The organism is Bacillus sp. FSL M7-1020 (assembly GCF_038050415.1).
GTDB lineage: Bacteria > Bacillota > Bacilli > Bacillales > Bacillaceae_G > Bacillus_A > Bacillus_A toyonensis.
Genome location: NZ_JBBOTW010000001.1, coordinates 3,860,378 through 3,883,119 on the forward strand (window position 1 = coordinate 3,860,378; position 22,742 = coordinate 3,883,119).

The following is a 22,742-nucleotide window of genomic DNA, read 5'->3' on the forward strand; positions in this document are numbered from 1 at the left end:
AAAATAAAAAGGACACCTATTCCTAAAACAGCTTTAATTGCAGCTTTAATGAATTGGTGTCCTCTAGTTTTCTAGCCGGACTATATTCAGTTTGCTTTCACTTTAAAAGGATTATTTTGTTTAAATTTTGCTTAATTCTCACCAGTAATTATCTAAAAATTTTAAAATTGTTATATAATGAATTTAATTTGAAATTAGGAGTGGTTAAAATGCCAGATACAATAAGACTCGTTCTTTTCATCCTTATAGCAATTAGTGCTGTTTTCTCTTTAATAAAAGAGTTTAAAAAACCTGAGAAAAAAGCACTTTGGATTACAATTGAATTTTTAGTTCTTTTCTGGGCGATATGGGTAATAGCGAATATTATAATCTAATTTATAAATTATGATTACTCCCCTGAATAAAACTCAATATTCCGTCAATTATACAGACAACCCATTAAGTTACTTTCTCCTTCTTCCCCCTTGGAGAACCGAGCAGTTAGCTTTTGCTGGCTGTTCTTATATTTTCTGCAATTGGTTACACTTACCTGATGTTTTTAACGCAATATTAAGTTACGATATAAACGAATAAAATATATTTGGCTGTTATACCATTACCCTAGGGAACTAGGGTTTTTATTTCTATAAAATAAAATTTTTATGTAAAAAACCTACTAATCCCTTCACCATAAAACGAACTAAAATCAATAATTCTCAATAATTATATATATATACTTATGAAAATTCCACTTATTTACTAATACACCAGCCGTTTTCTTTTTGAAAAGTAAATCATAAAATATAATACAGGACCAAGCTTTCTAAAAATTTGTCCAAGTTAATTTTAGAAAGGAGCGAATTTCAATGGCTATCGTTCACCCTTTTGTTGCTGGTAGAAAATTCACCGGCGTAGCATCCTCTGGAACAGGTACTGGTGCTACATTTGCAATTGTTGCAACAGCTTTCACAAATGATACAGGAACAAATACAGCATTTCCAGCTGCTTACGCTTATTACAATCTCTACATTAATGGTGTTCTTCAAACTGCTGACACTTCAACTATCACTGTCGGTCCTTCTTCTATTACCATTCCTGGTGGAGATGTACTTGATGGAGCAACTCCAATTATCGTGGAATTTATTGTAACTTAGTTATATTTTTATCAAATACAGTTTTGTCCAGTTTTTTCACAATTTATTACTGTCAGCATATACTAATATAGAATGATAGGAATTTACACTCACTCTTGAAAAGAGCACTTATTCATAGTGCTCTTTTCACTTTTAATTTTTAGTATCAAATAGCGTTTTCATTAAAAACATTTCCTAAATGAATTGCATATACTAAACCGAATACTCTCTACAGTACATTCACCTTTAGAGCGTCTTTCTCCCAAGACGCTCTATTCATTTTTTGCTGGTTTCGAAATATACTTTTCACCTTTTAACTGGACAAGCATATGTTATTGTATGGGGAAACTCTCCTCATAGGAACCTAACTTTCTTGTCCAAGAGCACGTTATATATGTGCTCTTTTTTTATTAACAAGCATTTTTTTCGAAAGGATTAAATATAATGTACTAAGAACTGAATCCACCGGTTCTATTCATCCTCATAAGATTCGTGTTACATATTGAACACTGTTGAACAGTGTTCTTTTTTACTAAATAACGATTTTATTAAAACCTTTCACCTTTTAAATGGACAAGCATATGTTATTGTATGGAGGCATCCACTCATAAGAATCTACCTTTCTTGTCTAAGAGCACATATATTGTGCTCTTTTTTTATGTCTAAATAAGGATTTTGTATTACTTAATGAATCACGTCACTGATATCAGCAGTTATCCAATCCGTATCCACATCTTCAATTGGCGGCATTTCTCCCAAACGATCAAATGCTATCTTTTTATTTTTTGCAAGTAATTCATCTAAATTACTTTGTCTCTCAAGGATTCGCTTTAAACCTTCACCAGCTTTTTCTAAAAACCTCATTGTATCTTCCTTAGTGCTTGTTGCCATCCAAATCCTCATATCAATTGGAATGGTTATAGCATGTACACCAGATGTCACTTCCAAAATATTAATAGATTCACTTAATGGAATAGCGCAAAAACGATATTGTCCCACTTTAATTTCATGACCAACTGCAGGTACCCATTCATCAAACGCTAGATAAAAACGTTGAGCTTGCTCGTTCACTTTAATTTCCATTCCGTTCCCCTCCAAAATAAGAATTTTGTTTAAAATTCATTAACTTTATTGATTCCTTTGCATACAGTATTATCACAAAGAAATTCACAGGTTTCTCTGGTCCAGTTACCTTGAATTTCTTGCAGACCTTGAGGAAAGAATCCTTTTATCAAAAAGGGTTCTTTCCTTTATTCGTTATAAAATAACTATTTTGTTAAATCCTTTCACATTTTTAACGGACAAGCATAAGTTATTGTATGGAGACCCTCCAGGCATAGAAATCTACCTTTCCAATCTAAGAGCATTGTTATCTGCGTGCTCTTAGATTTTTCACTATGAAATAACAACATTTTTATAAAAGCTTTCACCTTTTGATAAGACAAGCATATAGTATTGATATGAAAATTTTTCACTTATAGTAATCTCCTTACTAAGAGTACTTTGAAAAGGTGCTCTCTTTTCACACTTCATAAGAAAATACATATATTAATATTGGCTGCACATGTATTCAGCTTACAAATTAGGCCTTGTAAGCTGTCACCTTTTAAAGGAGCACATTTTAATATGTGCTCTTTTATTTAATTTTGTTTACACGATTATGCAAAAAAACATAAAGTATATGGTAATCCAATACTCATAAAACCTATCTTTTTAAGAGCCTACTCATTTGTACGCTCTATTTTGTTTTCAATTAACGCTTTGGTTAAAATCTTTGATTCTGCCATTCAGTAATACAAGCTGGTTCAATTTCTTCAAATTCTTGTGTTTCTACATCAAGATCAATGACAGAATAGCTAGGTACTACTAAAAATTCTTTTCCGCAAACGTTACAAGTAGGATCATCAAGTGCATAAACTCCTTTAATTGTGTCAGGATTTTGCAAATTAAAATCAGCATTTTCAAAAACTACAAGACCATTACATCCTTTAACGTTACATTTATGTGCTTCGATAGCCATTTCTCGTTCCCCATTTCTTAATAAAATTCAAACTTGGTCTTAATACCCGTTATTCTGGCGTTGATGATTCACTTCGTTCTTCTTGCAATATCCTTGTTCAATTTCTTCAAATGTGAATCCTAATTTCCTACCTAATCCTAAGAATGAGTATAGTAACTCTTCATACAGCTCAATATCTTGAGTTGCACGAAATTCCGATACAGCTTCATATACATTATTAAATTGATTGACTAGCGAATTCGATGCGTAAACTCTTGACTTAAGCTCCAACATTGCTAAGTTATATTTTTCAGGTTTCAATCCAATACCATTTCCTAATGATGCTATAAAATGCAACCCGTCTACATATTCCATTAAAATGACTTCTCTTTCACTAGGGCTTTTATTGCTCCAATGCTTAAAGCATCTTGTTTCATTTGCAAGTTCTCCAATTTCAACCTGTAAAGCAAGGATCATATTGTAAAATAAATTTTGACCTTCCAATCCATGTTCCTTGACGACTCTTGTATCTAACACCTTTTGCATTTCAAATATTTTAGTTAAATTCATTTTGTTTTCCCCTTCCTATTTAGCAAATTCCTAATCCTATCGGACGATTTTCAATTAAATACTTATCAGCCTGATCTATTACAAGGAGCGCAACCTCAGCATGGTGTCTCCTTAGTGCTTCTGCCACCTCTGGTAAACTCATACCTTGATTCCACATTTCACGAAAACGAATTACATCTCTTTCATCTCAAATGAAGTTAGCTTCTTCTAAAGCGATGTATATTTTTAAACGCGATTCTTTCATCGCTTCATGATTTGTTGCTACACTCATAAGTGAACCTACTTTCTAAAAAATTATTTTATTTTTTCAGTAAACTTAGTATCCACACGATCAACTTTACCGTTTACCCAAATTGCGACTTGCTCACCAAATCCGCTCATTGGTGGATTTACTGCTGTTACATTTCCGTCCTTCACTATTAAAAGTTTGTTGCTACTAACATCAATTTCTATTTTTTTCATATGCCCATCTCCCTTTTACTACCGCATGTACTCGACAACATCAGGTTTAAATCCACTTCCTAAATAAATCCGTACTGGAATTATTTCTTTTTTATCCCTTGCTGCCTTACACAATTCTTCCGCTGTTGCCCAATTAAAAAGCTTATCTACAGCTCTTTGAAATCTCCAAATTGCCATTACATATTCTTCAAAGATGTCATAGCGATCATCTTGTTTAGTTGTGCGTGGTAATTCATCTGTACCCTTTGCATTTCTTGGAACTTGGACACGTACATCTGCAAATGTGACGCGTCCAGTTCCTTTCTTTACATTTGCTTTCATTACATCGAACTCACAAATTGCTGGCTCTACATCGAAAATGTTCAATTGTTTAGGCATGAGCTTTCTCACTCTTTTGAAGAATGTCCAGCAATTCCCTTGCGCCTTCCCTGCTCAAAACCATTCGGCCATCCAGCAATTCTATGTTTGATTCGGAAACTTTACCCGTTACTAAGCATGACTTTTCATGTTTTCTTAAAACGATGTTTTCCCCTTCAACATGAAAGCCTAATGCTGTACCTTCAGCAATCCCTAAAGTTCTGCGTAACTCTACCGGAATTACTACACGTCCTAGCTCGTCCACTTTTCTTGCAACACCTGTGTTTTTCATAACTTGCTCCCCCTTGTTAACTTACTTTTTGTTGTTGATTCCGTTGTAATTCTTGTTTCATTGACTCGAATTTTATTAACCATGCTTCCCAGCGCTTATCGTTTTCTTGTTGCTGTTGCTTTGCTACGTCACAATTACAACCTTCTGTTAGAGTCACACCTGAATAAATTTCTTTACGAATAATTCCTGTATTACGACATAATATACACATGATTATTCCTCCTTGTTTCAAATGGACCTACTTATCAAAAAGGTAAAGCTTTCTTACGTCTATCAGGTGTATTTTTAAATGTCATGGCTGATTTGCAACCAAGTATCCTAGATGTGATTCGCTGGTCATAACAATACGTGATTGCTGCACCTACTAAATTTGTAGCAATTCCATTAGCCTTTCCTTGTCTACCATCAAAAACGGTCATATAAGTATCATTCATATATTTTGTCGCTCTTTGGAGATCAGTGATATTCCCTTCCCCTTTTTTATTGTGGAATTCTAGTGCTTTCAAGTTGATATCTCTGTAATCACCTAACGTTGAACCAAAATCATCAAATATCACTACATCTGCATCAATTATTTTTTGTAAATAATCATCTTCAGATAACTCAGAATCTCTTTTGAATGTAGCTTTTAACTTTTTGAATAAAACACTTTCGCTTATAAACAACACGTTTTGCGTTCCGTTATCATTAATTTCTTCAGCTATAGCATGCATTAAATGACTTTTTCCTCTTCCAGCATCTCCAGAAGCTACTAATGTATATTTCATATCGCTTATAAAGTTATGGGCATGTGTTACAGCTTGAGCTCTATTGCTCACTTCTTCATCACAATCAGGTATGAAATTTTCAAATGTTGCATTCATGATTGTTGGGTCACTGATTAAACTGTGATTATGGAAATAAGCTTTTCTTCTCCGTTCCTCTTCACCCTTGTAATACTTGTTGCATTCTGTATACAATCTATCGTGGTCCTTTTGTAAATAACATTTAGGGCAAACTTCCTCGCCTTGAAATATCATTGTTCGTTGCTTAATTCCTTTTTCTTTACACACTTCACATAGATTAGAAGTCAAATTCAGTTTCGTTGTAGTAAACTGCTCCGTTGCTTGCAATTGGATCATTATTTTTCGCTCCTTTTACTGTTTCATTTAAATAGTTATCAAAATGTTTCTGCGCAAATAATGTACTTGGTCTTAAATATTGATCAAGAGGTTTCCCTTCTCTATCAAACTTCCCAAACCATTGAGATACTTTGTTATCAATGACTGTTTTAAAATTCTCAACTGTATAACCTTCATTCCATCTAGCTTTAATTAATTTTTTGTGACTCTCGGCTTTATGATTAAAGTTCTTATCCGCTTTTTCATTTAAGTAACTTAGGATTTCTTGATAAGGAATTGATACTTTTGTATCTGATTCGTCAGAAGAAGATGTATTAATTATTTCTAATTCTTTATCTTTATCTAATTCTTTATCTTCTTCTATATCTGTTGCGTGACTTTGCGTGATTGTCTCGTGACTGTCACGTGACATCTCCAATTTAAGTTTTTCCCTCTGTTTTTGTTTGCGTAATCGGTTTTGCTCTCGTATTTTTTCTAACCCATCAACGTTTTGATGTTTTTCCCAATTCGAAATACAAATGTACTGATCATTTGTTATCTCAATCATTCCAAATTGTTGAAATGTTTGAAGTGCTAATCTCACTGTTGTAATTGGTCTATTGAATAGAGTTGCAAGCATTTCATCTGAGTAAGGAATGTTTTTACTCAGAAAAATATACCCACTCGCATTTGTTTTTCCGGCTTGAGCTAATAATCTAATCCATATAATTAGTAAGGTATCAGCTTCAGGCATGCTTTCGATTAAACGTATTTTTTCATCTTCAAACATACTAGTTGAAAGCTTTATCCATTTAACTTCTGACACTGTAATTACCCCCTTGTACAAACTGCCACATATGCTTGTCTGCTTTTTACAATCCGTTGAATTTCATAATGCGGATAACCAACAATGAAGTATTGATCAATCATTTGTTTTAATTCATCTTTGCTTTTGGCTAAGTCCCAGAATTTATTAGGTAATAGCACTTGATATTCAATTAAGTCCATGTGCTATTTCCCTACTTCCCGTGGTATACTTATAACAACTATTTTTTTTCAAAAGGACCCATTGCCGTGGGTCTTTTATTTTTTTCTACATCACTCCAAGCCCATCGTTTAATTGGCTCGTATGTGATGTAAAGTATCCATGAACCACATGTGATTAACATTGCGAATATAACTAATGATGTTGTGTCTTCCACTAAATCACCTCCTTAATGTTCTGATAACCATTGCAATAAAAACGCTTTTACTTGTTGAGCTGGAAAATACCATTTCCCTCCTACTTTGTGCTTTGGAAATCTAGGATCAAAGAAGAATTCTTTTTGAATTGTATTCCATCCCATACAAGTTCTTCGCTTCAATTCGTTAGAGTCCCAATACACTAGCTCAGCATCGATTTCTTTAACCTTTTCTTCGACTTTTGCTAGATAAAGATTTCTTACTTCTTTTTCATCAACTTGAACACTAATCATTTTCCGCCTCTCCTGTTCTATAAAATTTAATTTTATCTATTAAGAAACATAATCATCTAATGAACTAGGTCTTTCTGGTGGATACCATCCTGCGATAAATCGCATAGCATTTTGATAATATTTTCTTGGGATTTTATCGTATTTAGCTACACCGAAATGTCTTTTCAGTGCACCATAAATTCCTTGATACGATGCATTATTGTAACCTTCTTTTTTAAGTTCAAAAACACGCTGTTTTACTTTACGTTGCACAGATCCTTTGTGTTGTTCAGTCAGCCATAATTCATTTTCTACTAGAATTTTCATTTTGTTCATTTCTTCTTCTGTATGATCTTGACGTGATTTTATTTGTTTTAGTTCAGTCATACTATAAATAATTGCATCTTCAACACTTTGCGGTTTTTGCTGTAACTTTTGGATATGCTCTTTCATTTTCTTGAACTCTTGTAAAAACTTAATTTTCATCTTCATTGCTTCTGGTGTTATGTAGCTCATTGCAACAATCGCGAATGCGTCTTCTGTAAGATTAAATTTTGGATACCATTGTTTATTTTGATAATGCTTATATTGGGTACGCTCAATGTTGAGCTGACTCCATTCTGTTTCATTCGCCTCAATTAACTTTTCTAGTTGGACCTCGATATCACGCATTACGTTTTTATGTTCTTTTCCAAACATTTGAGCCATTGTCAAACTATCCGTAACCACCTGATTTCTTTCCATAAAAACAAACTCACTTACTGGATATTGCAATGTTTGTAATTGATTCATTTTCTTTTTCCTCCATCCCCCCATTCACTCTCGAAACGCGAGTGGGATTATAAAAAAAATTATCTACCGATACATCAAAGAACTCCGCAATTCGCATAGCTATATTCCATCTTGGATTCTTCTTTCCTTTTTCAATTTCACAATAATAGTTAGAAGAAATATCTAGAATTTTAGCTACTTCTAATTGCTTGAGACCTTTATCTTCGCGCAATTTGATTAACCATTCTCTTTTCATGTTTACCTCCGATGTCGTATGTTTGATTTTAGTATACTCGCGTTTCGCGAATAAGTAAACGTTTTTTTGTTTTTTTTGAAATAAAATAAATTCGCGTAGCGCGAAAAAAATATTGATTTTGTTCTGTGAAATGTTATCTTTAATTAAAGGGAGGTTTTATATATGAACATTGGGGAACGTTTAAAATATTTAAGAAACAAACAAAAATGGACTATGAAAGATATTTCTTCCAAATTAGGAATAGGAGACTCAACCTATAGCGGATACGAAACTAATTATAGAAAGCCAGACGCTGAAATGATCTGTAAATTAGCTGACTTGCATAATACAACAACTGATTATATTTTATGTAAGACTGATGATCCAACATTAGAAAAAACAACATCTTCTAATATTAAGGATTTCTTTGATAATCAAAAATTGCATTGGGACGGAAAAGAATTATCTGAAGATGATGTAGAGAGCCTTAAAGATTTATTAGAAGTTGCGGTCAAGCGAATGCTTAAATAAAGAAAAAGGATTAGCAAGATGCTATTCCTTTTTTTAGTTGGAGATTTTTTTGAAATGATTGCAATTCAACCTCATTTAGTAATCCTTGCTTACGTAATTCTTCCAACATATAAATTACATCTACATTCACATTTTCGCTCCCCAATAATACTTGTATCATTTGTTTAACCTGTATTTCTACCCCTTTATTCATCACAATAATTTCCTCCCTTATCAATTGGTAATAATTAGGTGTCGATTTTTTGCCATTCAACTAAAACCCAACACATCTTGAAAATTACGAAAGAGGCTGCGAAATCGCAACCTCTAACTTTTTATTAACTATTTTATTTTTATTATTAAAGCCCACCAGGCTCAGACATCATATATTGTACTTGTTGTTTAACTGGTTGTTCTTTACTTTCATTAGTTGCTGCCCCTACATTCAATGATAGAGTTAAAGCACTCATAATACATAAAATTGTTAGACTAATTTTTTTCATCCTCATCCCACTTTCTTTTCTAATGATGCTAACACACGCTTTACAGCATTAGCATAGTGATAGTTTCCTACCCTTTCAAAGCGCTTCAAAGACTCTCTTAATCCCAGTATATCATTGTTAATTCTGGAAATATAGTACATTGTGAACGGAGAATCCAGTTTTCTTTCCCTAGCTAATTCTTCAAACATTTTTAGCGCTTTATTCTTATCTCCATATAAGCCTTCATAATATGCAACTTCAGATAAATCAATACAAGAAAAATCTATTTTATCTAAATTAAACCCGTTATCGATATACAGAAAAGCAAGTGTAGATTGAAAAGACTTATACTTTCTACTATCTTTCGAAATCCCATTTTCGATTAAATATTTTAGACTTTTTAATAAATATTTTTCTGCCTTCAAAACATCAGAAAACAGATAACTCTCTCCGAGCCCACATAAAGCCGTTGCCTTTATGATAGGTGCTTCTAATTCAGATTTTAATATTGCATCACATTTAATTCTGCATGTTTCTAAATCTTCGTTAAACAAATTTATGTAGGCACTTCGAACATTGTAATGTATCTCATGACAAGATTGTATAAATGCATTCTTTATAGTTATTAAGTTTTTCTCTACTTTATCTGAATAAGGAAGAATAGCTCTGTAGTTAAAAATATCGTACATCGAAAAACTGTATAACATATTTACTAGGACTTGAACTTCTGGATCATTTGCAAACATAACTTTATCCATGTCATCAATTAAAGATTGTCCTCGTTTAACATTTTGATTTCTGCAATTAAATAACTTGTAGATTTTAAAGTATTTCCTTAAATGAATATTTTTTTGATGTTTCTCTATAAGCTTATCTATAACCTCATACTCACCAATTCCTTGACAATAACATAATGCTTTGCGAATGTTTAAATCTCCCGAACACAGCATGATAAATTCATTAAGAATCTCTTTTCGTTCCTCCATATCTTCAAAAAGAATTGAAGCTACAGGTAAAAAATTATCAAATTTCATTTCTGAAGTTTTACCACTTACTGCATCCGTTATTACTACGCGATCTACTCCAGTTTTCCGTTCGATATCTGGGAATGTTAATTCCCTTCTCTCAGATTGTTTTTTAATACGTTTCATTAACTCTTCCAAAATAAAAACACTTCCCTTTCCTGAACACAGGACGCCATTCTAACAATATTTTTCAAGTTGGAAACGAAAATACGAGAAGGGAATATCTTAATTTTGTGTTATACTTGGATGTGACTCGTATGTGGCAAGTGTTTCCTAAGTCGTAGTTAGGGAACGGTTTAAGAGGCGGTGTGAGAGTCCCTCTTGAACACGCTCATATGGGTCTTTTTCGTTCGTTATAGTTAATTTAATACTATCACGAATTTTTATAATTTTAACAAAACAATTATTAATCAAATGTTGAGAAACTTTTTTTATCGCTATAAATCAACATTTAGTTGTATATGCAATTTTGCATTTCATGTATTAAAGCCCCATATGCATATATTACCACTAATCAGCTAAAAACAGAACACAAGTTCTTATTTTTGGGTGGTTATTTTTAAAAAACCAATCAAAATACAAAAAACTGATTGTTTTACAATCAATTATAGTATGTTTAATACTTAAAGACTATACTCGAATTATGAAAGCGTTAGAATTGTTTGGTCAAAATTTAAAGAAGCTTAGAAAGTCTAAGGATTTAACACAAGAACAACTCGGTGAACAACTAAACCTCAGTCGAAATCAGATAAATAATTACGAGAATGCAATGTTTGAACCGAGCATGGAAACACTTCTTCAAATCAGTTCGTTTTTCAATGTATCGTTAGACTTACTATGTAATAGTTATAACAATACAAATGACGTAGTGTTGCGTAACACTCTCGAAGAAGTTCAACAAACGTATGCGGCGTTAGAAGAACCTAAACGAGAGCGTTTTTGCAAACAACTCGTATTTTATTCTAAAGTCTTAGCCGAGACTGACGAATTGTTATGATTTGATTTTAGAAGAAATCATTTCCAAATTCAAATTGTAAAATTTTCTTTCTTTTACAAAATAAAGAAGAGAGGGCATCGATCCCTCTCTTCTTTTATTTTTACAGTAATTAGGTTGTCATGGTATTATTCTAATTAAGTTCGGCAGTGACATATCCCATATCAGGTGCTATGTCACAAATACAAAGGAGGATATCATATGGCAACTTTCAGAAAGCGGGGCAAAAAATGGGAATATCGACTCCGATATGTCGATAAAACTACTGGAAAAAAAAGAGAAATAAGTAAAAGTGGATTTGATTCTAAAAAAGAAGCTACCTTTCATGCCAATGAACGAGAACGTCAATTATTCCATGGAATGGATGCGAATAGCAAAAAAACGCTATTAAGTGAGTATTTAATAGAATGGCTAGAGACGTACAAAAAAGGGAAAGTCGGTCAAAGCACTTATATTCTTCATAAGAATAATATCAATAAGCACATCGTTCCGTATTTTCAAAACATCAAATTGGCTGATATAAATAAACTTGAATACCAAAAATTTATTAATCACCTTATTAACAAAGGTTATTCAAAACGTACAGTCAAAATTATTCATTCAACAATGTCTAACTCCATAAAACGTGCTATAGATTTAGAAATGATTTACAAAGATTTCACGAACAAAATTCTAATTGCTGCAGATCGTTTCAATCAGCATTCTAAAAAAGAAAATTATCTAACAAAGGAACAAGTATCAAAATTATTGAATGTGGCTCATAAAGATAAAATGATTTATTATGCATACTTTTATACCTTAGTAGAGACTGGTATGCGTAAAGGTGAAGCAACGGCATTAGAGTGGGATATAAATATTGATTTAGATAATAAAATGATTCATATTGATAGAACTATAAATTATCACGCTTATACTCCTACAGGACAGAAGAACAATAAAGATTTAATAGGTAAAACTAAAACCTATGATTCTGTGCGTTCTATTACTATTTCAGATAGACTGGTCTCTGTGCTTAAAACATTTAAAAAGTATCAGAATGAGTGCAAATTAAAATTAGGCGCTAAGTATGATAAAACTTTCGATTTTGCATTCACGACTTCAGGTAAACCACTAACAAAATCAACATTAAAAAATGTTTTAGATCGCATCCTAAAAAATGCTGAACTGCATCAAATTAGTGTTCATGGATTAAGGCATACTCATGCTGTACTTCTTTTAGAAGCTGGGGTTGAAATGAAATATATACAAGAAAGATTAGGACATAAAAGTATCGAAATTACTTCTGATATTTATTCACATGTCACACCTAAAGTAATAGAAAATGAACAAAGCAAATATGAAGCTTACGTGGGGCAAGAATTTATTTTCTAGAAAAAAGCGGGGCAAAAGCGGGGCGTTTCTGATTTTTCACACAAATACCATCCTCTTAAGAAACCAAAAGAAACCCGTTAAACCCTTATGTAACAACGGGTTTCGTATTTCACAGGAATAAATTAAAAGCACACAAAAACACTAAATGTATTTATCCTAAAAACACATCCCACTCCCACTCATTTAATCCTTTTAAGTGTTTATTCTCCATTCCGATAAAATGAAGACTCGGTAAAAGTAAAAAGAACAGGGATACTAGAAACAAACATACGATCATTTCTATTAATGTAAATCCAACTTCTAATTTATTTTTCCTCCCACATAAAAACATTGTTCCATCATTCTTCCCTTCACATCTTTCCACATAGTACACACTTCACTTCCTCCCCAATATGTGTAATATACAAGTTCGTTTATAATTTTTTCTTTTACTCGCATTTCCTCATTCTCATACATATATAAAGCTGCTTCTTTTTTTAATAATACGAATGCCTTATAGCGGAGTTGTATATTTTTTCTTTCTTGCATGACCAATACTGTTTGCGGCAGCAGTACCGATACCGCCATCATTAGTATGCTTAACGATACAAGCATTTCAGCCATTATGGATCCTTTTTGATATTTCACGATACGTAAATCTCCCTCTTCCGAGCTGAAATACAATCTCATATTTATAACTTCGATACGAAAGTAAAATTGTACCACCTCTATTAATATTTCCGCTCGGATTATATGTCATCGGATTTGGAAATGTATGCAAATCAATTTGTATATCGTTACCGTAGTCTCTCGACACAATAAAATGATTCGTACCCGACTCCTCAATGTAATACGTGTTTTTCTCTTTATACCACCGTAGCGTATAGTATTTCTGACGATTTATCGCTAATTGTTGCATATACAAAATATCATTTGAAAATTGGCTCAAAAATTGTTCGACTTTTTGTTTTTCATATAATGAATGAACATTAAAATACGTAATCATACTTAAGACAGAAATTACAAATAAAACGAGCAACATTTCTAAAAGAGTAAATCCTTTTTGTTTCACAATGTCCCGATTGATACTGTGCCATCATCTGAAATATGAATAGATTCACCATTCGGACACTTATGAGTTGTAATATATTTTTCGTCACTTAGCTCTTTTAACGAAGGAATTTTATTATGCTGTAATTGATATACCTGTATTTGCGCTTCTATAGATTTCACATAGGCTGCGCATCCTTTTCCTTGAACTGATGAGCGCTGCTTCACTACATTCGGAATAATTAATAGTAATAATACAGTTATAACAACCATAACTAATAACATCTCTAACAGAGTAAATCCTTCCTCATTCTGCATGTAAATGCCTCCTAAATGGAATTCATCATTTGAAACATCGGCATAATCATCGCTAAATACATAAGAACAACTATTCCTCCAATGCATGTAAATAAAATCGGTTGAATGATAACTAACATACGTTTCATTTTTTGTTCCATCTTTTCTATAACAAGATCGCTATAGTCCTCTAATTCAACTGCCAAATTACCGTTTGCTTGTCCATGCCTAATAATATAAGAAAGTTCTTTTTCGTAATAACCACTTTTAGCAATGATAGATTGTAACGATTCTCCTGCAATTAATTGCCGTTCAATTCGGGCTGCTTCATACTGAAAAAATCGATTATATTTTTGCTCCATCATTATTGTGAGTGCTTCGAGCACCGATAGTCCGCCGTACAATAAACCACTCAATTGAGTGGAGAAATAATGCGAATGCTTTAAAATAAGAAATACTTTTATGAGAGGAATACGAAGCATGATTTTTACCTGTTCAATATGTGGGAGTTTCCGAAAATAAAACAAATATACGCTACATCCAATAATAAAGATAAGAATACCGCTAAAAATAATGTAAGGTATTCGTTTAATTGCACTTAAAATTTGTTCTGTAAATAGCGGCGCTGTAGAACCAAATGAACTATACACCATTTCAACCTGCGGTAATAAGATGAGATTGAAAACAGCAAGCATAATCATTAAAAAGAATGCTAATAACATAGGATACTGCATTATTTTCATCATATCTTTCCTATACTTATCCTTCTTATAAAGAAGTGCGCTCCCTTGTTGCAATGCAAAAGAAATATCACCATGTTTCTCAGCATAAAATAAATAACTTAACATCTCCTGATGAAACATTAATTGATGAAACGAATCGTGTAGACTTCTCCCCTCTTTTAATCCCTCAATCATATGCTGTAATTGTACTTTCTTTTCTAAGGGTAATTGAAACCGTAAAAATTCTAGTGCCTGCAAAAGGGAGTATCCTTTTTCTAATAGTTCTCCTAATCGTTTCAACAATACTAATTGCTCACTTAAACTCCATGTTTTCTTAAACATAAACATCTTCTTCTAAAAATCCTAAAGCATACCCTTTTCGTATCGAAGATTCTAATGTTTCATGTTTGTACGTAACACATTCTCCGTTCGCTTCTTTAATTGCTTGTTGCAAATCATATCCATCTAACAACTCGTAAACGCTTGCTTGTCTTACTTGCCGCATTGATTTACATAAAATTGAGCACTTTCCTCTGCAAAATGGACACTTTAATTCAACAAGTCGCTGTGCAGCGACAGCCAATAAAGCTTGTTCAATTTCTTGCCTCGTTATGCCATAATCCATAAATCTGAGTATCGCTCCTTTCGCATCATTCGTATGCAGGGTCGTCATTACTAAATGTCCAGTTAAACTTGCTCTTACAGCTATTTTTGCTGTTTCTTCATCCCGGATTTCACCAACTAATATAATATCTGGATCATGGCGTAAAATAGCCTTTAGTCCAGCCTCATAAGTGATACCTGCTTTTTCATTTATTTGAATTTGTAATAAATCGTCTTTTCTTTTTTCAACTGGGTCTTCAAGTGTTACAATTCGACGTGTTTTCCTTTTTCTAATTACCTCTAATAATGCATACATTGTCGTTGTCTTCCCAGAACCAGTCGGTCCAGTAAATACGAGTAGACCATGTGAATAACGTAAAAAAGAGAGGAGTTTTTCCGCCGTACTTGGAAATAACGAAAGATGAGATAACGGCTGCACAGATGCTTGTAAATGAAGGCGAATCACGAGACTTTCTCGATATACAGTCGGAAGTGTTGAAAGACGTAAATACACTTCTTGTCCATCAATTTGTAAATACAATGAACCATTTTGTGGCTTCCGCCTCTCTCCTATATCCATGGATGCCAAAAATTTAAAGTGCGAAACAAGTTTTTCTCCAAACTCCTTTTCAATACATTGTTTCGTAATTAAATCTTTTCCTATACGTAGCTGAACCGCTACATCCTTCTGCCGGGGCACAATATGTAAGTCCGATGCTTGTACCCTACACGCTTCTTTCAAAATTGTATTCGCAAAAATTTCAATTCCATTCATCATTTTCCCTCCTCACTATGTATATAGCATGAAAAAATGCACAATAAAAATTGGGACTTTTGTATTTTCATCAGAATAAAAAGGAAAATTATGTTTGTGAAATTATGAACAATTTCCGAATTATTGTCTGAAATTACCTATATGGAAGTTTATCTGTATTATAATGTTATTATCTTGGATAAAGTGATAAAGGTGGAGATCCTCATGGAACAAGCTTTAAAAATTACAGGTGTATTATCTGACCCAACTCGTTATTACATTTATAAATATATTTCTCAAAAACATAGTTACGTAACTGTACAAGAAATTGCAGATGAGTTTGACATTCATCCAAACGTAGCACGCTTACATTTATCTAAATTAGAAGATGTTCATATGCTTAAATCTGAAACAAAGAAAACTGGAAAGGGTGGAAGACCAAGCAGATTATATGTATTATCTGATGATGTTATCCAATTGCAATTTCCATTCCGTGATTATCAATTATTAGCAAAAATAGCGTTCAATTCTCTCCTTAGCCTTGGAGCTGCTGGTGAAAAAGCGCTATACGAAACAGGAAAACAATTCGGGGCAGAATTAATGCAACAACATATGCACCGCTTAAATGTGAGTGAAGAAGACTTAACAGTAGAACAAAAAATTCAAATTGCAAAAGAAGCTTTCTCAACAGCTGGTTTATCACCTGCATTTGAATTAAGTGCAGATGGAACAAAAATTTTCTATGATGTACACAATTGTCCATTTAAAGAAGTTGCTGTTCATCACCCAACTGAAATTTGTAATATGCATGGGGATATGATGAAAGGGATTTTTGAAATCCTATTCCCTAACATGGAATTAACACGAAATGATAGTCTACTAGATGGATGTAAATCTTGTAATTATAAATTAACAATTTAATTTCTCATATAAAAAGAAGCCAATTATAATTGGCTTCTTTTTATATGAACGAATATTTACAATAGTAAGAAAAATAAACTATAATGAGGAGAGGTTTACTTTTTCTAGAAAAGGAGGGAGATGGCATGGAGCGCATGTTTCGCGTTCTCGGCTTTTGGACTGGAATTTTCTCGGTTATGTTTTACGTAGGGGATATGCAACAGGCTGCACTACTATTTTTAGGACAAACAGGTTTCTTCGTACTTTTAAGTTATTTAAAATTAACAGAGCGTATGTATATATACGTATTTGGGGCCTACTTAACTGTTTTCTTCATAGGATTTACATACTACACGACGTTTTTACTTGTCCCTGGGGCTGGACATTAAAAGATGGCAATTTGCCATCTTTTTTTTAATCGCGGAATTTCCTAGTTGACTTATAGGTTTTATTACCTTATATTCTATATAACAGATTGGAATTAGGGGGAATCAACATGAATACACTGCTTGTCGGAATTAACGTTGTAGTCATGCTCATTTTAGTCGGCGTATTATATTATATGCAACGTAAGCATGTATCTTTTAATAAACGTGTATTTACTGCTTTAGGAGTCGGAATTTTATTTGGTCTTATATTACAATTTATTTATGAGCCTACTTCTAAAGTAATTATTGAATCAAATACTTGGTTTGGCTTAATCGGTAACGGTTATGTGAAATTGCTTCAAATGATCGTTATGCCACTTATTTTAGTATCTATTATTTCAGCCTTTACAAAATTACAATTAACGAAAAATCTTGGTAAAATCAGTGGCCTTATTATCGGAATTTTAATTCTTACTACAGGAATTGCTGCAGCTGTCGGAATCGCTGCAAGTGCAGGATTTGATGTATCAGCAACAGGCCTACAACAAGGTGATGCAGAATCTGCTCGTCTGAAACTAGTTGAAGAAAGATTTACTTCTATTGAAAAGACAACAATTCCAGACAAATTATTAGAGCTATTACCTACAAATCCATTTCTTGATTTAACAGGTGCTCGTCCAACATCAACAATTTCTGTCGTAATATTTGCAGCCTTTATCGGCATTGCCTTTATAGGTGTAAAACGAAAATATCCAGAACAAGCAGAGTTATTTAAGAAGATGCTTGATGCTGTATATGCAATCGTAATGCGTATGGTAACATTAATTTTACGCCTTACTCCATACGGCGTATTAGCTCTTATGGCAAAAACAGTTGCTGGTAGCGATATAAATGCTATTTTAAAACTTGGTAACTTCGTGTTAGCGTCTTACGTAGCACTTATCGTAATGTTCGTTATTCACTTATTATTAATTGCTCTATCTGGTTTAAATCCAATTCAATATTTGAAAAAGGTATTCCCTGTATTAACATTTGCATTCACATCTCGCTCTAGTGCTGGTGCAATGCCATTAAATATTGAAGCGCAAAAAGAAAAGCTTGGTATTTCCGAAGGGATTGCAAACTTCGCAGCTTCATTCGGGGTATCTATCGGTCAAAACGGTTGCGCAGGTATTTATCCAGCAATGCTTGCAATGATGGTCGCTCCAACTGTAGGAATTGATCCGTTACAACCACAATTTATTTTAACTTTAATCGCTGTCGTTGCTATTAGCTCATTCGGTGTTGCCGGTGTTGGTGGCGGTGCAACATTCGCAGCGTTAATCGTACTATCTACAATGAACTTACCAATTGGCATTGTCGCTCTTGTTATCTCGGTTGAACCATTAATCGATATGGGCCGTACAGCTCTTAACGTAAGTGGTTCTATGACAGCAGGTCTTATTTCTAGTAAATGGCTTGGTGAATTAGATCAAGATACGTACAATCAAGATGATACAAAAACTGGTGAAATTGCTTCATAATAAGAAAAAGACGCTAACATAAAACTGTTAGCGTCTTTTTTTACATCTCATCTTGAAAAGTATCACTCCAAGCATTCTTCTAGTTGCTCTTTTAACTCCTCCTCAATCTCATAATAAGAATCATCAACAAGTTTTCCTACTTTCTTACTCCCCCAAATTCTTGATTGAGTTAGCATTCCTAAAAGGATATTTTCACATTTCCAAATTGGAATGATATAAAAGTCAATCATCTCACCTTCTTCATCTACTATCGCCATAGAAACTGATGAATAATACCCCGTTTCAAAGGGATCCTCTTTTTCTCTTTCGAATCCAATGTCTAATTCCATATTTTTCTCAATATATAAATGCGCATACTCTCTAAAAAGTTTAAGTGATATTCGCTCTATCTCCTTTTCCATACATTGAATTTTCTCTTTCAATTCCAATGTAAAATCTCGTTCTTTATACTTCATTTCCGTCTCCTTACACATAGAAAAAGAGAATACAATAACATATTCTCTTTTCTCAAATATATTTCATTATCTCACAGCCCGTCCTTTTCACAAATAACCATTCTGCTCGCACCATTTATGAAATTGTCCTACGTCCACTCCAACTAACACGATATCCTTTAGCTCGACATCAATACTTTGTTCTCCAATTATAATAGCGAAGTGTGGTTTTAATTGTTCTTCGTTTTTCTTTACAATTCCAATTCGGTTCCGATGCGGGCCATCTTTTATATATGCTTTTTGCCCTACAATATCAAAGTTCAAGATTCTCACCTCTTTTACTGCGCTCAAATTGGAAATACAATCTCCACCTCGGAAAATTTCCTTTCATTGCACTATTTCTCTATATATATGACGAAACAATAAAAGAGTCCTTCCTTCTTTACAATTATTTTTTCTTTGTTTCATTTTTATGATTGAAACGTAAAGTTTATAATAAAATACACTTGGAAGCGCTTTCTATGTAATTTTTTATGTTATAATATAAAAGTAGAACTTCGTAAAGAGGGTTAAAAAATGAATACAAAAATAATAAAAAAAGTAATTGACGCATTAAAAGTATATGGCTTTCAGGATGTATCATTCTGTGACAAAACGAAACAATTTTTATTTCATAACGAAACGGATATTATGAGCGGCTATGCAGAAATAACATATAGTAGTCAATTTGAAAAATTTAACGTACAAATTCATCCAATTGAAACACATCATCAAGCAGAGTTACAAGAGGTTGAAAGACATATACAAGCTTGTATAAGAAAAGTGGAATATTTAAACGCACTTCTTACTGGGCAGACAAAACTAGATGATAAAATTATTATTATGTAAAAAAAAGAACGTGATATCCTCACGTTCTTTTTTCATTATACGTTCATCTTTTCCTTCAGTTGTAATCCTGTAATGGATTCTAATACATCCATCGCTTCTCCAAACGTCATATCAAAAATCGTCTTATCCTCTATGTATGGAAACTGTCTGAAACGCTTTTCTAACATCTTCACAGCATCTGATGTAAAGTTTGCACTATCAACACCAAATTCTGTTTCAAGAAGCACGATCCAATCTAACACATGAAAACCTAATCCATTTACGAATGAAATCAGTTTCTCTTCTGGTTGTGAAGATAAGAATACGTATCGCTCCATCTCACTGAATAGTTCTTCGCCTAAAACTTCTGCTAATTCATCATCATGTTCGCGTTCAATAATCTCTTCATATCCGTAATCATCAGTAAGCTCTTCTACTTCTTCACTATCTGCAAAAAGCAATTGACTAAGAAGCGCATCTTTCTTAAATTCACTCTTTTGTACCACTTCTAAAAAACTTGTTTCCCAACCATTTTCTAATTTCATATTATATAGCTCCTTTATATACTTTCCTTATCATCACTGTACCCAAAAGATTATCTTTATAACCTTTTAAACATCCACATTATTCATAACGTGAGCTACAAACTCTTTTGCATCCCCTTCAAAAATATGTACTTCTGGCAAATGATAAAATGTTGTTTGCAGCGAATTTCCTTCATGATACATATATATTTTTTTCTCTAGTGCAATGGCCATTCCAAACTCTGTATGACTTCCATTTCCACCATCTAATATAAGTAAAAAGACATCGGCTTCCTTTATAGCATTCTTTTCCGCCTCACCAATTTCTCTTAATTGTTCTTGGTTAACTGCTCTTTCGTTTTTTGTCCAATCATATGTATGGTGCCATCCTGCTTCTTTTAACTGGCCTGATACAAAATGAACAATGTGTTTATTTTGAAATCCCGATGCTATATAAAATTTCATTTATGTTCATCCTTTAAATATGTATGGGGAAACTCCTTTTAGCGTTACTTGCTATAGATATAATAAAGAATGACATCAAAAAAAATCCCCATCTTTAGAACTTATTTGCGTTTAAATGATGGGTTGCTTCATGGTCTTCTTTTATTTTTTGTTTTTTATAACTTTCATCAGCTAACATTTCTAGTTCTGCTGTTATTTCTGATTTTTCAAGCTCTCGTTCTTGCGAAAATTTCCTTGAAATATAAACAATCACACTACCAACGTACAACACAAAGCATATAATAAGTGCAGTATTTTCATAGAGACTTAGCTCCAACACAGTCACTCCTAATCCATTCGTATTTTCACGCTTAATCAATTGGAATTTCCCTACTAACCATTTGTTATTGTAACATAAAAATATCAATTCTTGGAATCTTTCATCCTATTAAAAAAGACATGATTGTATAATCATGCCTCTGAAATATGTTTAATAATAGTTTTAATCGCTTCTTCTCCATTGTATTTCTTTAATGCCCTTTTATACACCTCATTATTTTGATCTAACTCTTCGACATGCTTTATAAGAGAATTCATAGTAACATCTTCTTCGTACAATACTGAGGCATAACCTTGTTTTTCGAAGGATTCTGCATTTAAAATTTGATCTCCACGACTAGCAAATTTTGATAAGGGAATTAAAACCATTGGCTTTTCTAATGTTAAAAACTCAAAGATTGCATTGGATCCCGCACGTGAAATAACAAAATCTGTTGCCGCTAATATGTCTGGTAACTCCTCATGGATATATTCAAATTGTTTATATCCTTCTTTATTTTGTAAGCTTTCATCAAGATTACCTTTTCCGCAAAGGTGAACAATTTGATACTTTTTAAGAAGTTTTGGTAACGCTTCTCGAACTGTTTCATTGATTTTCTTCGCACCCAAACTTCCACCCATAATTGTAATAATCGGCTTTTTACGTGAAAAACTTAAAAACGCTAAACCTTTTTCACGATTTCCCTTTAACACTTCTTCACGTACAGGAGCTCCCGTATATATTACTTTTTCTTTCGGTAAATGTTTCGCTGCTTCCTCAAATGTAACAAATATTTTCGAAGCAAAACGGAGCGCAATTTTGTTTGCTAGTCCTGGTGTCATATCGGATTCATGCAATAAAACTGGCACTCTATTTAACCATCCTCCAATTACGACTGGTACAGATACGAAACCACCTTTTGAAAAAATTACATCCGGTTTTAGTTTTCGAATCCTTACATACGCATCCATAACCCCCTTCATTACAAGAAAAGGATCTTTTATATTTTTCAAATCAAAATAACGACGTAGCTTTCCACTCGCAATACTATAGTACGGAATGCCCTCTTTTTCTATAATCGCTTTCTCAATCCCTTGATGAGAACCAATATAAGAGATGTCCCAATGCTGTTCTTGTAAATATGGAATGATGGCTAAATTAGGTGTTACATGCCCTGCCGAACCGCCACCTGTAAAGACTATTTTCTTCATACGTCTCCCCCTT

At 33.2% G+C, this 22,742-nt stretch carries 37 protein-coding genes and 2 pseudogenes; 9 read left to right on the top strand and 30 right to left on the bottom strand.

What is annotated here, in order from left to right:
* Positions 1-209 precede the first annotated feature (209 nt).
* On the top strand, positions 210-374 hold the full coding sequence (locus MHB70_RS19690; RefSeq protein ID WP_001113468.1) for a hypothetical protein: 165 nt from the start codon (positions 210-212) through the stop codon (positions 372-374).
* Between the two features lie 471 nt (positions 375-845).
* Complete coding sequence (locus tag MHB70_RS19695) at positions 846-1,133, top strand: DUF4183 domain-containing protein (RefSeq protein ID WP_016513935.1); 288 nt, start codon at positions 846-848, stop codon at positions 1,131-1,133.
* A 663-nt stretch (positions 1,134-1,796) separates the two neighbouring features.
* Here the strand turns inward: MHB70_RS19695 and MHB70_RS19700 are convergent.
* The 15 genes and pseudogenes from MHB70_RS19700 to MHB70_RS19770 all read right to left on the bottom strand — a co-directional run bounded on the left by MHB70_RS19700 (position 1,797) and on the right by MHB70_RS19770 (position 8,373).
* A complete protein-coding gene (locus tag MHB70_RS19700; protein WP_061529628.1) occupies positions 1,797-2,195 on the bottom strand; it encodes a hypothetical protein in 399 nt (132 codons plus the stop codon).
* A 682-nt stretch (positions 2,196-2,877) separates the two neighbouring features.
* Entirely contained in the window at positions 2,878-3,132 is a 255-nt protein-coding gene (locus MHB70_RS19705) for a hypothetical protein (RefSeq protein WP_061529630.1), read from the bottom strand.
* 39 nt (positions 3,133-3,171) lie between these two features.
* Positions 3,172-3,681, bottom strand: a complete 510-nt coding sequence (locus MHB70_RS19710) for a dUTP diphosphatase (protein WP_061529631.1) — start codon at positions 3,679-3,681, stop codon at positions 3,172-3,174.
* Positions 3,682-3,700: 19 nt separating this feature from the next.
* Positions 3,701-3,952, bottom strand: a pseudogene (locus MHB70_RS19715) (helix-turn-helix domain containing protein).
* Between the two features lie 23 nt (positions 3,953-3,975).
* Positions 3,976-4,143, bottom strand: a complete 168-nt coding sequence (locus MHB70_RS19720; protein WP_080451815.1) for a DUF3954 domain-containing protein — start codon at positions 4,141-4,143, stop codon at positions 3,976-3,978.
* Between the two features lie 18 nt (positions 4,144-4,161).
* Positions 4,162-4,521: a hypothetical protein gene (locus MHB70_RS19725; protein WP_061529632.1), complete on the bottom strand. Its 360-nt coding sequence runs from the start codon at positions 4,519-4,521 to the stop codon at positions 4,162-4,164.
* A complete protein-coding gene (locus tag MHB70_RS19730) occupies positions 4,514-4,792 on the bottom strand; it encodes an AbrB/MazE/SpoVT family DNA-binding domain-containing protein (protein WP_061529633.1) in 279 nt (92 codons plus the stop codon). The genes MHB70_RS19725 and MHB70_RS19730 overlap by 8 nt, the downstream gene beginning before the upstream one ends.
* A gap of 16 nt (positions 4,793-4,808) precedes the next feature.
* On the bottom strand, positions 4,809-5,003 hold the full coding sequence (locus tag MHB70_RS19735; RefSeq protein ID WP_061529634.1) for a hypothetical protein: 195 nt from the start codon (positions 5,001-5,003) through the stop codon (positions 4,809-4,811).
* Positions 5,004-5,037: 34 nt separating this feature from the next.
* On the bottom strand, positions 5,038-5,913 hold the full coding sequence (locus MHB70_RS19740; protein WP_061529635.1) for a DnaA ATPase domain-containing protein: 876 nt from the start codon (positions 5,911-5,913) through the stop codon (positions 5,038-5,040).
* Positions 5,855-6,718, bottom strand: coding sequence for a phage replisome organizer N-terminal domain-containing protein (locus MHB70_RS19745; RefSeq protein ID WP_061529636.1), 864 nt, complete (start codon positions 6,716-6,718; stop codon positions 5,855-5,857). Before MHB70_RS19745 ends, MHB70_RS19740 begins: the two co-directional genes overlap by 59 nt.
* A 5-nt stretch (positions 6,719-6,723) precedes the next feature.
* On the bottom strand, positions 6,724-6,900 hold the full coding sequence (locus MHB70_RS19750; protein WP_080451816.1) for a hypothetical protein: 177 nt from the start codon (positions 6,898-6,900) through the stop codon (positions 6,724-6,726).
* Between the two features lie 38 nt (positions 6,901-6,938).
* Positions 6,939-7,094 carry a hypothetical protein gene (locus MHB70_RS19755; RefSeq protein ID WP_195911789.1) on the bottom strand — a complete coding sequence of 52 codons (156 nt, stop codon included), beginning with the start codon at positions 7,092-7,094 and terminating at the stop codon, positions 6,939-6,941.
* Between the two features lie 12 nt (positions 7,095-7,106).
* A complete protein-coding gene (locus tag MHB70_RS19760) occupies positions 7,107-7,367 on the bottom strand; it encodes a group-specific protein (RefSeq protein WP_061529637.1) in 261 nt (86 codons plus the stop codon).
* Positions 7,368-7,406: 39 nt separating this feature from the next.
* Entirely contained in the window at positions 7,407-8,138 is a 732-nt protein-coding gene (locus MHB70_RS19765) for an ORF6C domain-containing protein (protein WP_061529638.1), read from the bottom strand.
* Positions 8,101-8,373, bottom strand: coding sequence for a helix-turn-helix transcriptional regulator (locus MHB70_RS19770; RefSeq protein ID WP_061529639.1), 273 nt, complete (start codon positions 8,371-8,373; stop codon positions 8,101-8,103). The genes MHB70_RS19765 and MHB70_RS19770 overlap by 38 nt, the downstream gene beginning before the upstream one ends.
* A gap of 162 nt (positions 8,374-8,535) precedes the next feature.
* On the opposite strand from MHB70_RS19770, the gene MHB70_RS19775 reads away from it, so the two are divergent.
* On the top strand, positions 8,536-8,883 hold the full coding sequence (locus MHB70_RS19775; protein ID WP_016099708.1) for a helix-turn-helix domain-containing protein: 348 nt from the start codon (positions 8,536-8,538) through the stop codon (positions 8,881-8,883).
* Positions 8,884-8,893: 10 nt separating this feature from the next.
* Here the strand turns inward: MHB70_RS19775 and MHB70_RS19780 are convergent, their stop codons facing one another.
* The 3 genes from MHB70_RS19780 to MHB70_RS19790 form a co-directional block, all read right to left on the bottom strand.
* Positions 8,894-9,076 (bottom strand): hypothetical protein, encoded by a 183-nt coding sequence (locus MHB70_RS19780; protein ID WP_016099707.1) that lies wholly within the window; start codon positions 9,074-9,076, stop codon positions 8,894-8,896.
* Positions 9,077-9,221: 145 nt separating this feature from the next.
* Positions 9,222-9,365 carry a hypothetical protein gene (locus MHB70_RS19785; protein WP_195911790.1) on the bottom strand — a complete coding sequence of 48 codons (144 nt, stop codon included), beginning with the start codon at positions 9,363-9,365 and terminating at the stop codon, positions 9,222-9,224.
* Between the two features lie 2 nt (positions 9,366-9,367).
* Positions 9,368-10,507: an AimR family lysis-lysogeny pheromone receptor gene (locus tag MHB70_RS19790; protein WP_061529640.1), complete on the bottom strand. Its 1,140-nt coding sequence runs from the start codon at positions 10,505-10,507 to the stop codon at positions 9,368-9,370.
* Between the two features lie 505 nt (positions 10,508-11,012).
* On the opposite strand from MHB70_RS19790, the gene MHB70_RS19795 reads away from it, so the two are divergent.
* Entirely contained in the window at positions 11,013-11,366 is a 354-nt protein-coding gene (locus MHB70_RS19795; protein WP_061529641.1) for a helix-turn-helix domain-containing protein, read from the top strand.
* Between the two features lie 198 nt (positions 11,367-11,564).
* Positions 11,565-12,734 (top strand): site-specific integrase, encoded by a 1,170-nt coding sequence (locus MHB70_RS19800; protein WP_061529642.1) that lies wholly within the window; start codon positions 11,565-11,567, stop codon positions 12,732-12,734.
* Positions 12,735-12,888: 154 nt separating this feature from the next.
* Here MHB70_RS19800 and MHB70_RS19805 read toward each other — a convergent pair.
* The 6 genes and pseudogenes from MHB70_RS19805 to comGA all read right to left on the bottom strand — a co-directional run.
* Positions 12,889-13,065, bottom strand: a pseudogene (locus MHB70_RS19805) (prepilin-type N-terminal cleavage/methylation domain-containing protein); the annotation flags it as partial.
* On the bottom strand, positions 13,035-13,337 hold the full coding sequence (locus MHB70_RS19810) for a hypothetical protein (RefSeq protein WP_000829525.1): 303 nt from the start codon (positions 13,335-13,337) through the stop codon (positions 13,035-13,037). The gene MHB70_RS19810 and the pseudogene MHB70_RS19805, both read right to left, overlap by 31 nt.
* Entirely contained in the window at positions 13,330-13,785 is a 456-nt protein-coding gene (gene comGD, locus MHB70_RS19815) for a competence type IV pilus minor pilin ComGD (RefSeq protein ID WP_000810404.1), read from the bottom strand. Before comGD ends, MHB70_RS19810 begins: the two co-directional genes overlap by 8 nt.
* Positions 13,782-14,081, bottom strand: a complete 300-nt coding sequence (comGC, locus tag MHB70_RS19820) for a competence type IV pilus major pilin ComGC (RefSeq protein WP_001178691.1) — start codon at positions 14,079-14,081, stop codon at positions 13,782-13,784. Before comGC ends, comGD begins: the two co-directional genes overlap by 4 nt.
* An 11-nt stretch (positions 14,082-14,092) precedes the next feature.
* On the bottom strand, positions 14,093-15,130 hold the full coding sequence (comGB, locus tag MHB70_RS19825; RefSeq protein ID WP_002093281.1) for a competence type IV pilus assembly protein ComGB: 1,038 nt from the start codon (positions 15,128-15,130) through the stop codon (positions 14,093-14,095).
* Positions 15,117-16,160, bottom strand: a complete 1,044-nt coding sequence (gene comGA, locus MHB70_RS19830; RefSeq protein WP_001013172.1) for a competence type IV pilus ATPase ComGA — start codon at positions 16,158-16,160, stop codon at positions 15,117-15,119. Before comGA ends, comGB begins: the two co-directional genes overlap by 14 nt.
* 204 nt (positions 16,161-16,364) lie before the next feature.
* Here comGA and MHB70_RS19835 point away from each other — a divergent pair, with 204 nt between their 5' ends.
* The 3 genes from MHB70_RS19835 (at position 16,365) to MHB70_RS19845 (ending at position 18,930) form a co-directional block, all read left to right on the top strand.
* Positions 16,365-17,060, top strand: a complete 696-nt coding sequence (locus tag MHB70_RS19835) for a helix-turn-helix transcriptional regulator (RefSeq protein ID WP_000434112.1) — start codon at positions 16,365-16,367, stop codon at positions 17,058-17,060.
* 125 nt (positions 17,061-17,185) lie between these two features.
* Positions 17,186-17,428: a DUF2626 domain-containing protein gene (locus tag MHB70_RS19840; protein WP_000440717.1), complete on the top strand. Its 243-nt coding sequence runs from the start codon at positions 17,186-17,188 to the stop codon at positions 17,426-17,428.
* Between the two features lie 107 nt (positions 17,429-17,535).
* Positions 17,536-18,930 (top strand): L-cystine transporter, encoded by a 1,395-nt coding sequence (locus MHB70_RS19845; RefSeq protein ID WP_001094350.1) that lies wholly within the window; start codon positions 17,536-17,538, stop codon positions 18,928-18,930.
* A 62-nt stretch (positions 18,931-18,992) separates the two neighbouring features.
* Here the strand turns inward: MHB70_RS19845 and MHB70_RS19850 are convergent, their stop codons facing one another.
* Both MHB70_RS19850 and MHB70_RS19855 read right to left on the bottom strand, forming a co-directional pair.
* Positions 18,993-19,385 carry a hypothetical protein gene (locus MHB70_RS19850; RefSeq protein ID WP_000875407.1) on the bottom strand — a complete coding sequence of 131 codons (393 nt, stop codon included), beginning with the start codon at positions 19,383-19,385 and terminating at the stop codon, positions 18,993-18,995.
* An 87-nt stretch (positions 19,386-19,472) separates the two neighbouring features.
* Complete coding sequence (locus tag MHB70_RS19855; protein ID WP_001008324.1) at positions 19,473-19,688, bottom strand: DUF3912 family protein; 216 nt, start codon at positions 19,686-19,688, stop codon at positions 19,473-19,475.
* A 252-nt stretch (positions 19,689-19,940) separates the two neighbouring features.
* On the opposite strand from MHB70_RS19855, the gene MHB70_RS19860 reads away from it, so the two are divergent.
* Positions 19,941-20,252 carry a hypothetical protein gene (locus tag MHB70_RS19860; protein ID WP_001092833.1) on the top strand — a complete coding sequence of 104 codons (312 nt, stop codon included), beginning with the start codon at positions 19,941-19,943 and terminating at the stop codon, positions 20,250-20,252.
* Positions 20,253-20,287: 35 nt separating this feature from the next.
* Here MHB70_RS19860 and MHB70_RS19865 read toward each other — a convergent pair whose 3' ends face one another.
* The 4 genes from MHB70_RS19865 to MHB70_RS19880 all read right to left on the bottom strand — a co-directional run bounded on the left by MHB70_RS19865 (position 20,288) and on the right by MHB70_RS19880 (position 22,729).
* Positions 20,288-20,776, bottom strand: coding sequence for a hypothetical protein (locus MHB70_RS19865; protein ID WP_000764243.1), 489 nt, complete (start codon positions 20,774-20,776; stop codon positions 20,288-20,290).
* 66 nt (positions 20,777-20,842) lie between these two features.
* Positions 20,843-21,220, bottom strand: coding sequence for a nucleoside 2-deoxyribosyltransferase (locus MHB70_RS19870; protein WP_000675235.1), 378 nt, complete (start codon positions 21,218-21,220; stop codon positions 20,843-20,845).
* Between the two features lie 94 nt (positions 21,221-21,314).
* Positions 21,315-21,575 (bottom strand): DUF3966 domain-containing protein, encoded by a 261-nt coding sequence (locus tag MHB70_RS19875; RefSeq protein WP_079519680.1) that lies wholly within the window; start codon positions 21,573-21,575, stop codon positions 21,315-21,317.
* Positions 21,576-21,670: 95 nt separating this feature from the next.
* Positions 21,671-22,729: an undecaprenyldiphospho-muramoylpentapeptide beta-N-acetylglucosaminyltransferase gene (locus MHB70_RS19880; RefSeq protein ID WP_000724783.1), complete on the bottom strand. Its 1,059-nt coding sequence runs from the start codon at positions 22,727-22,729 to the stop codon at positions 21,671-21,673.
* Positions 22,730-22,742: the final 13 nt, after the last annotated feature.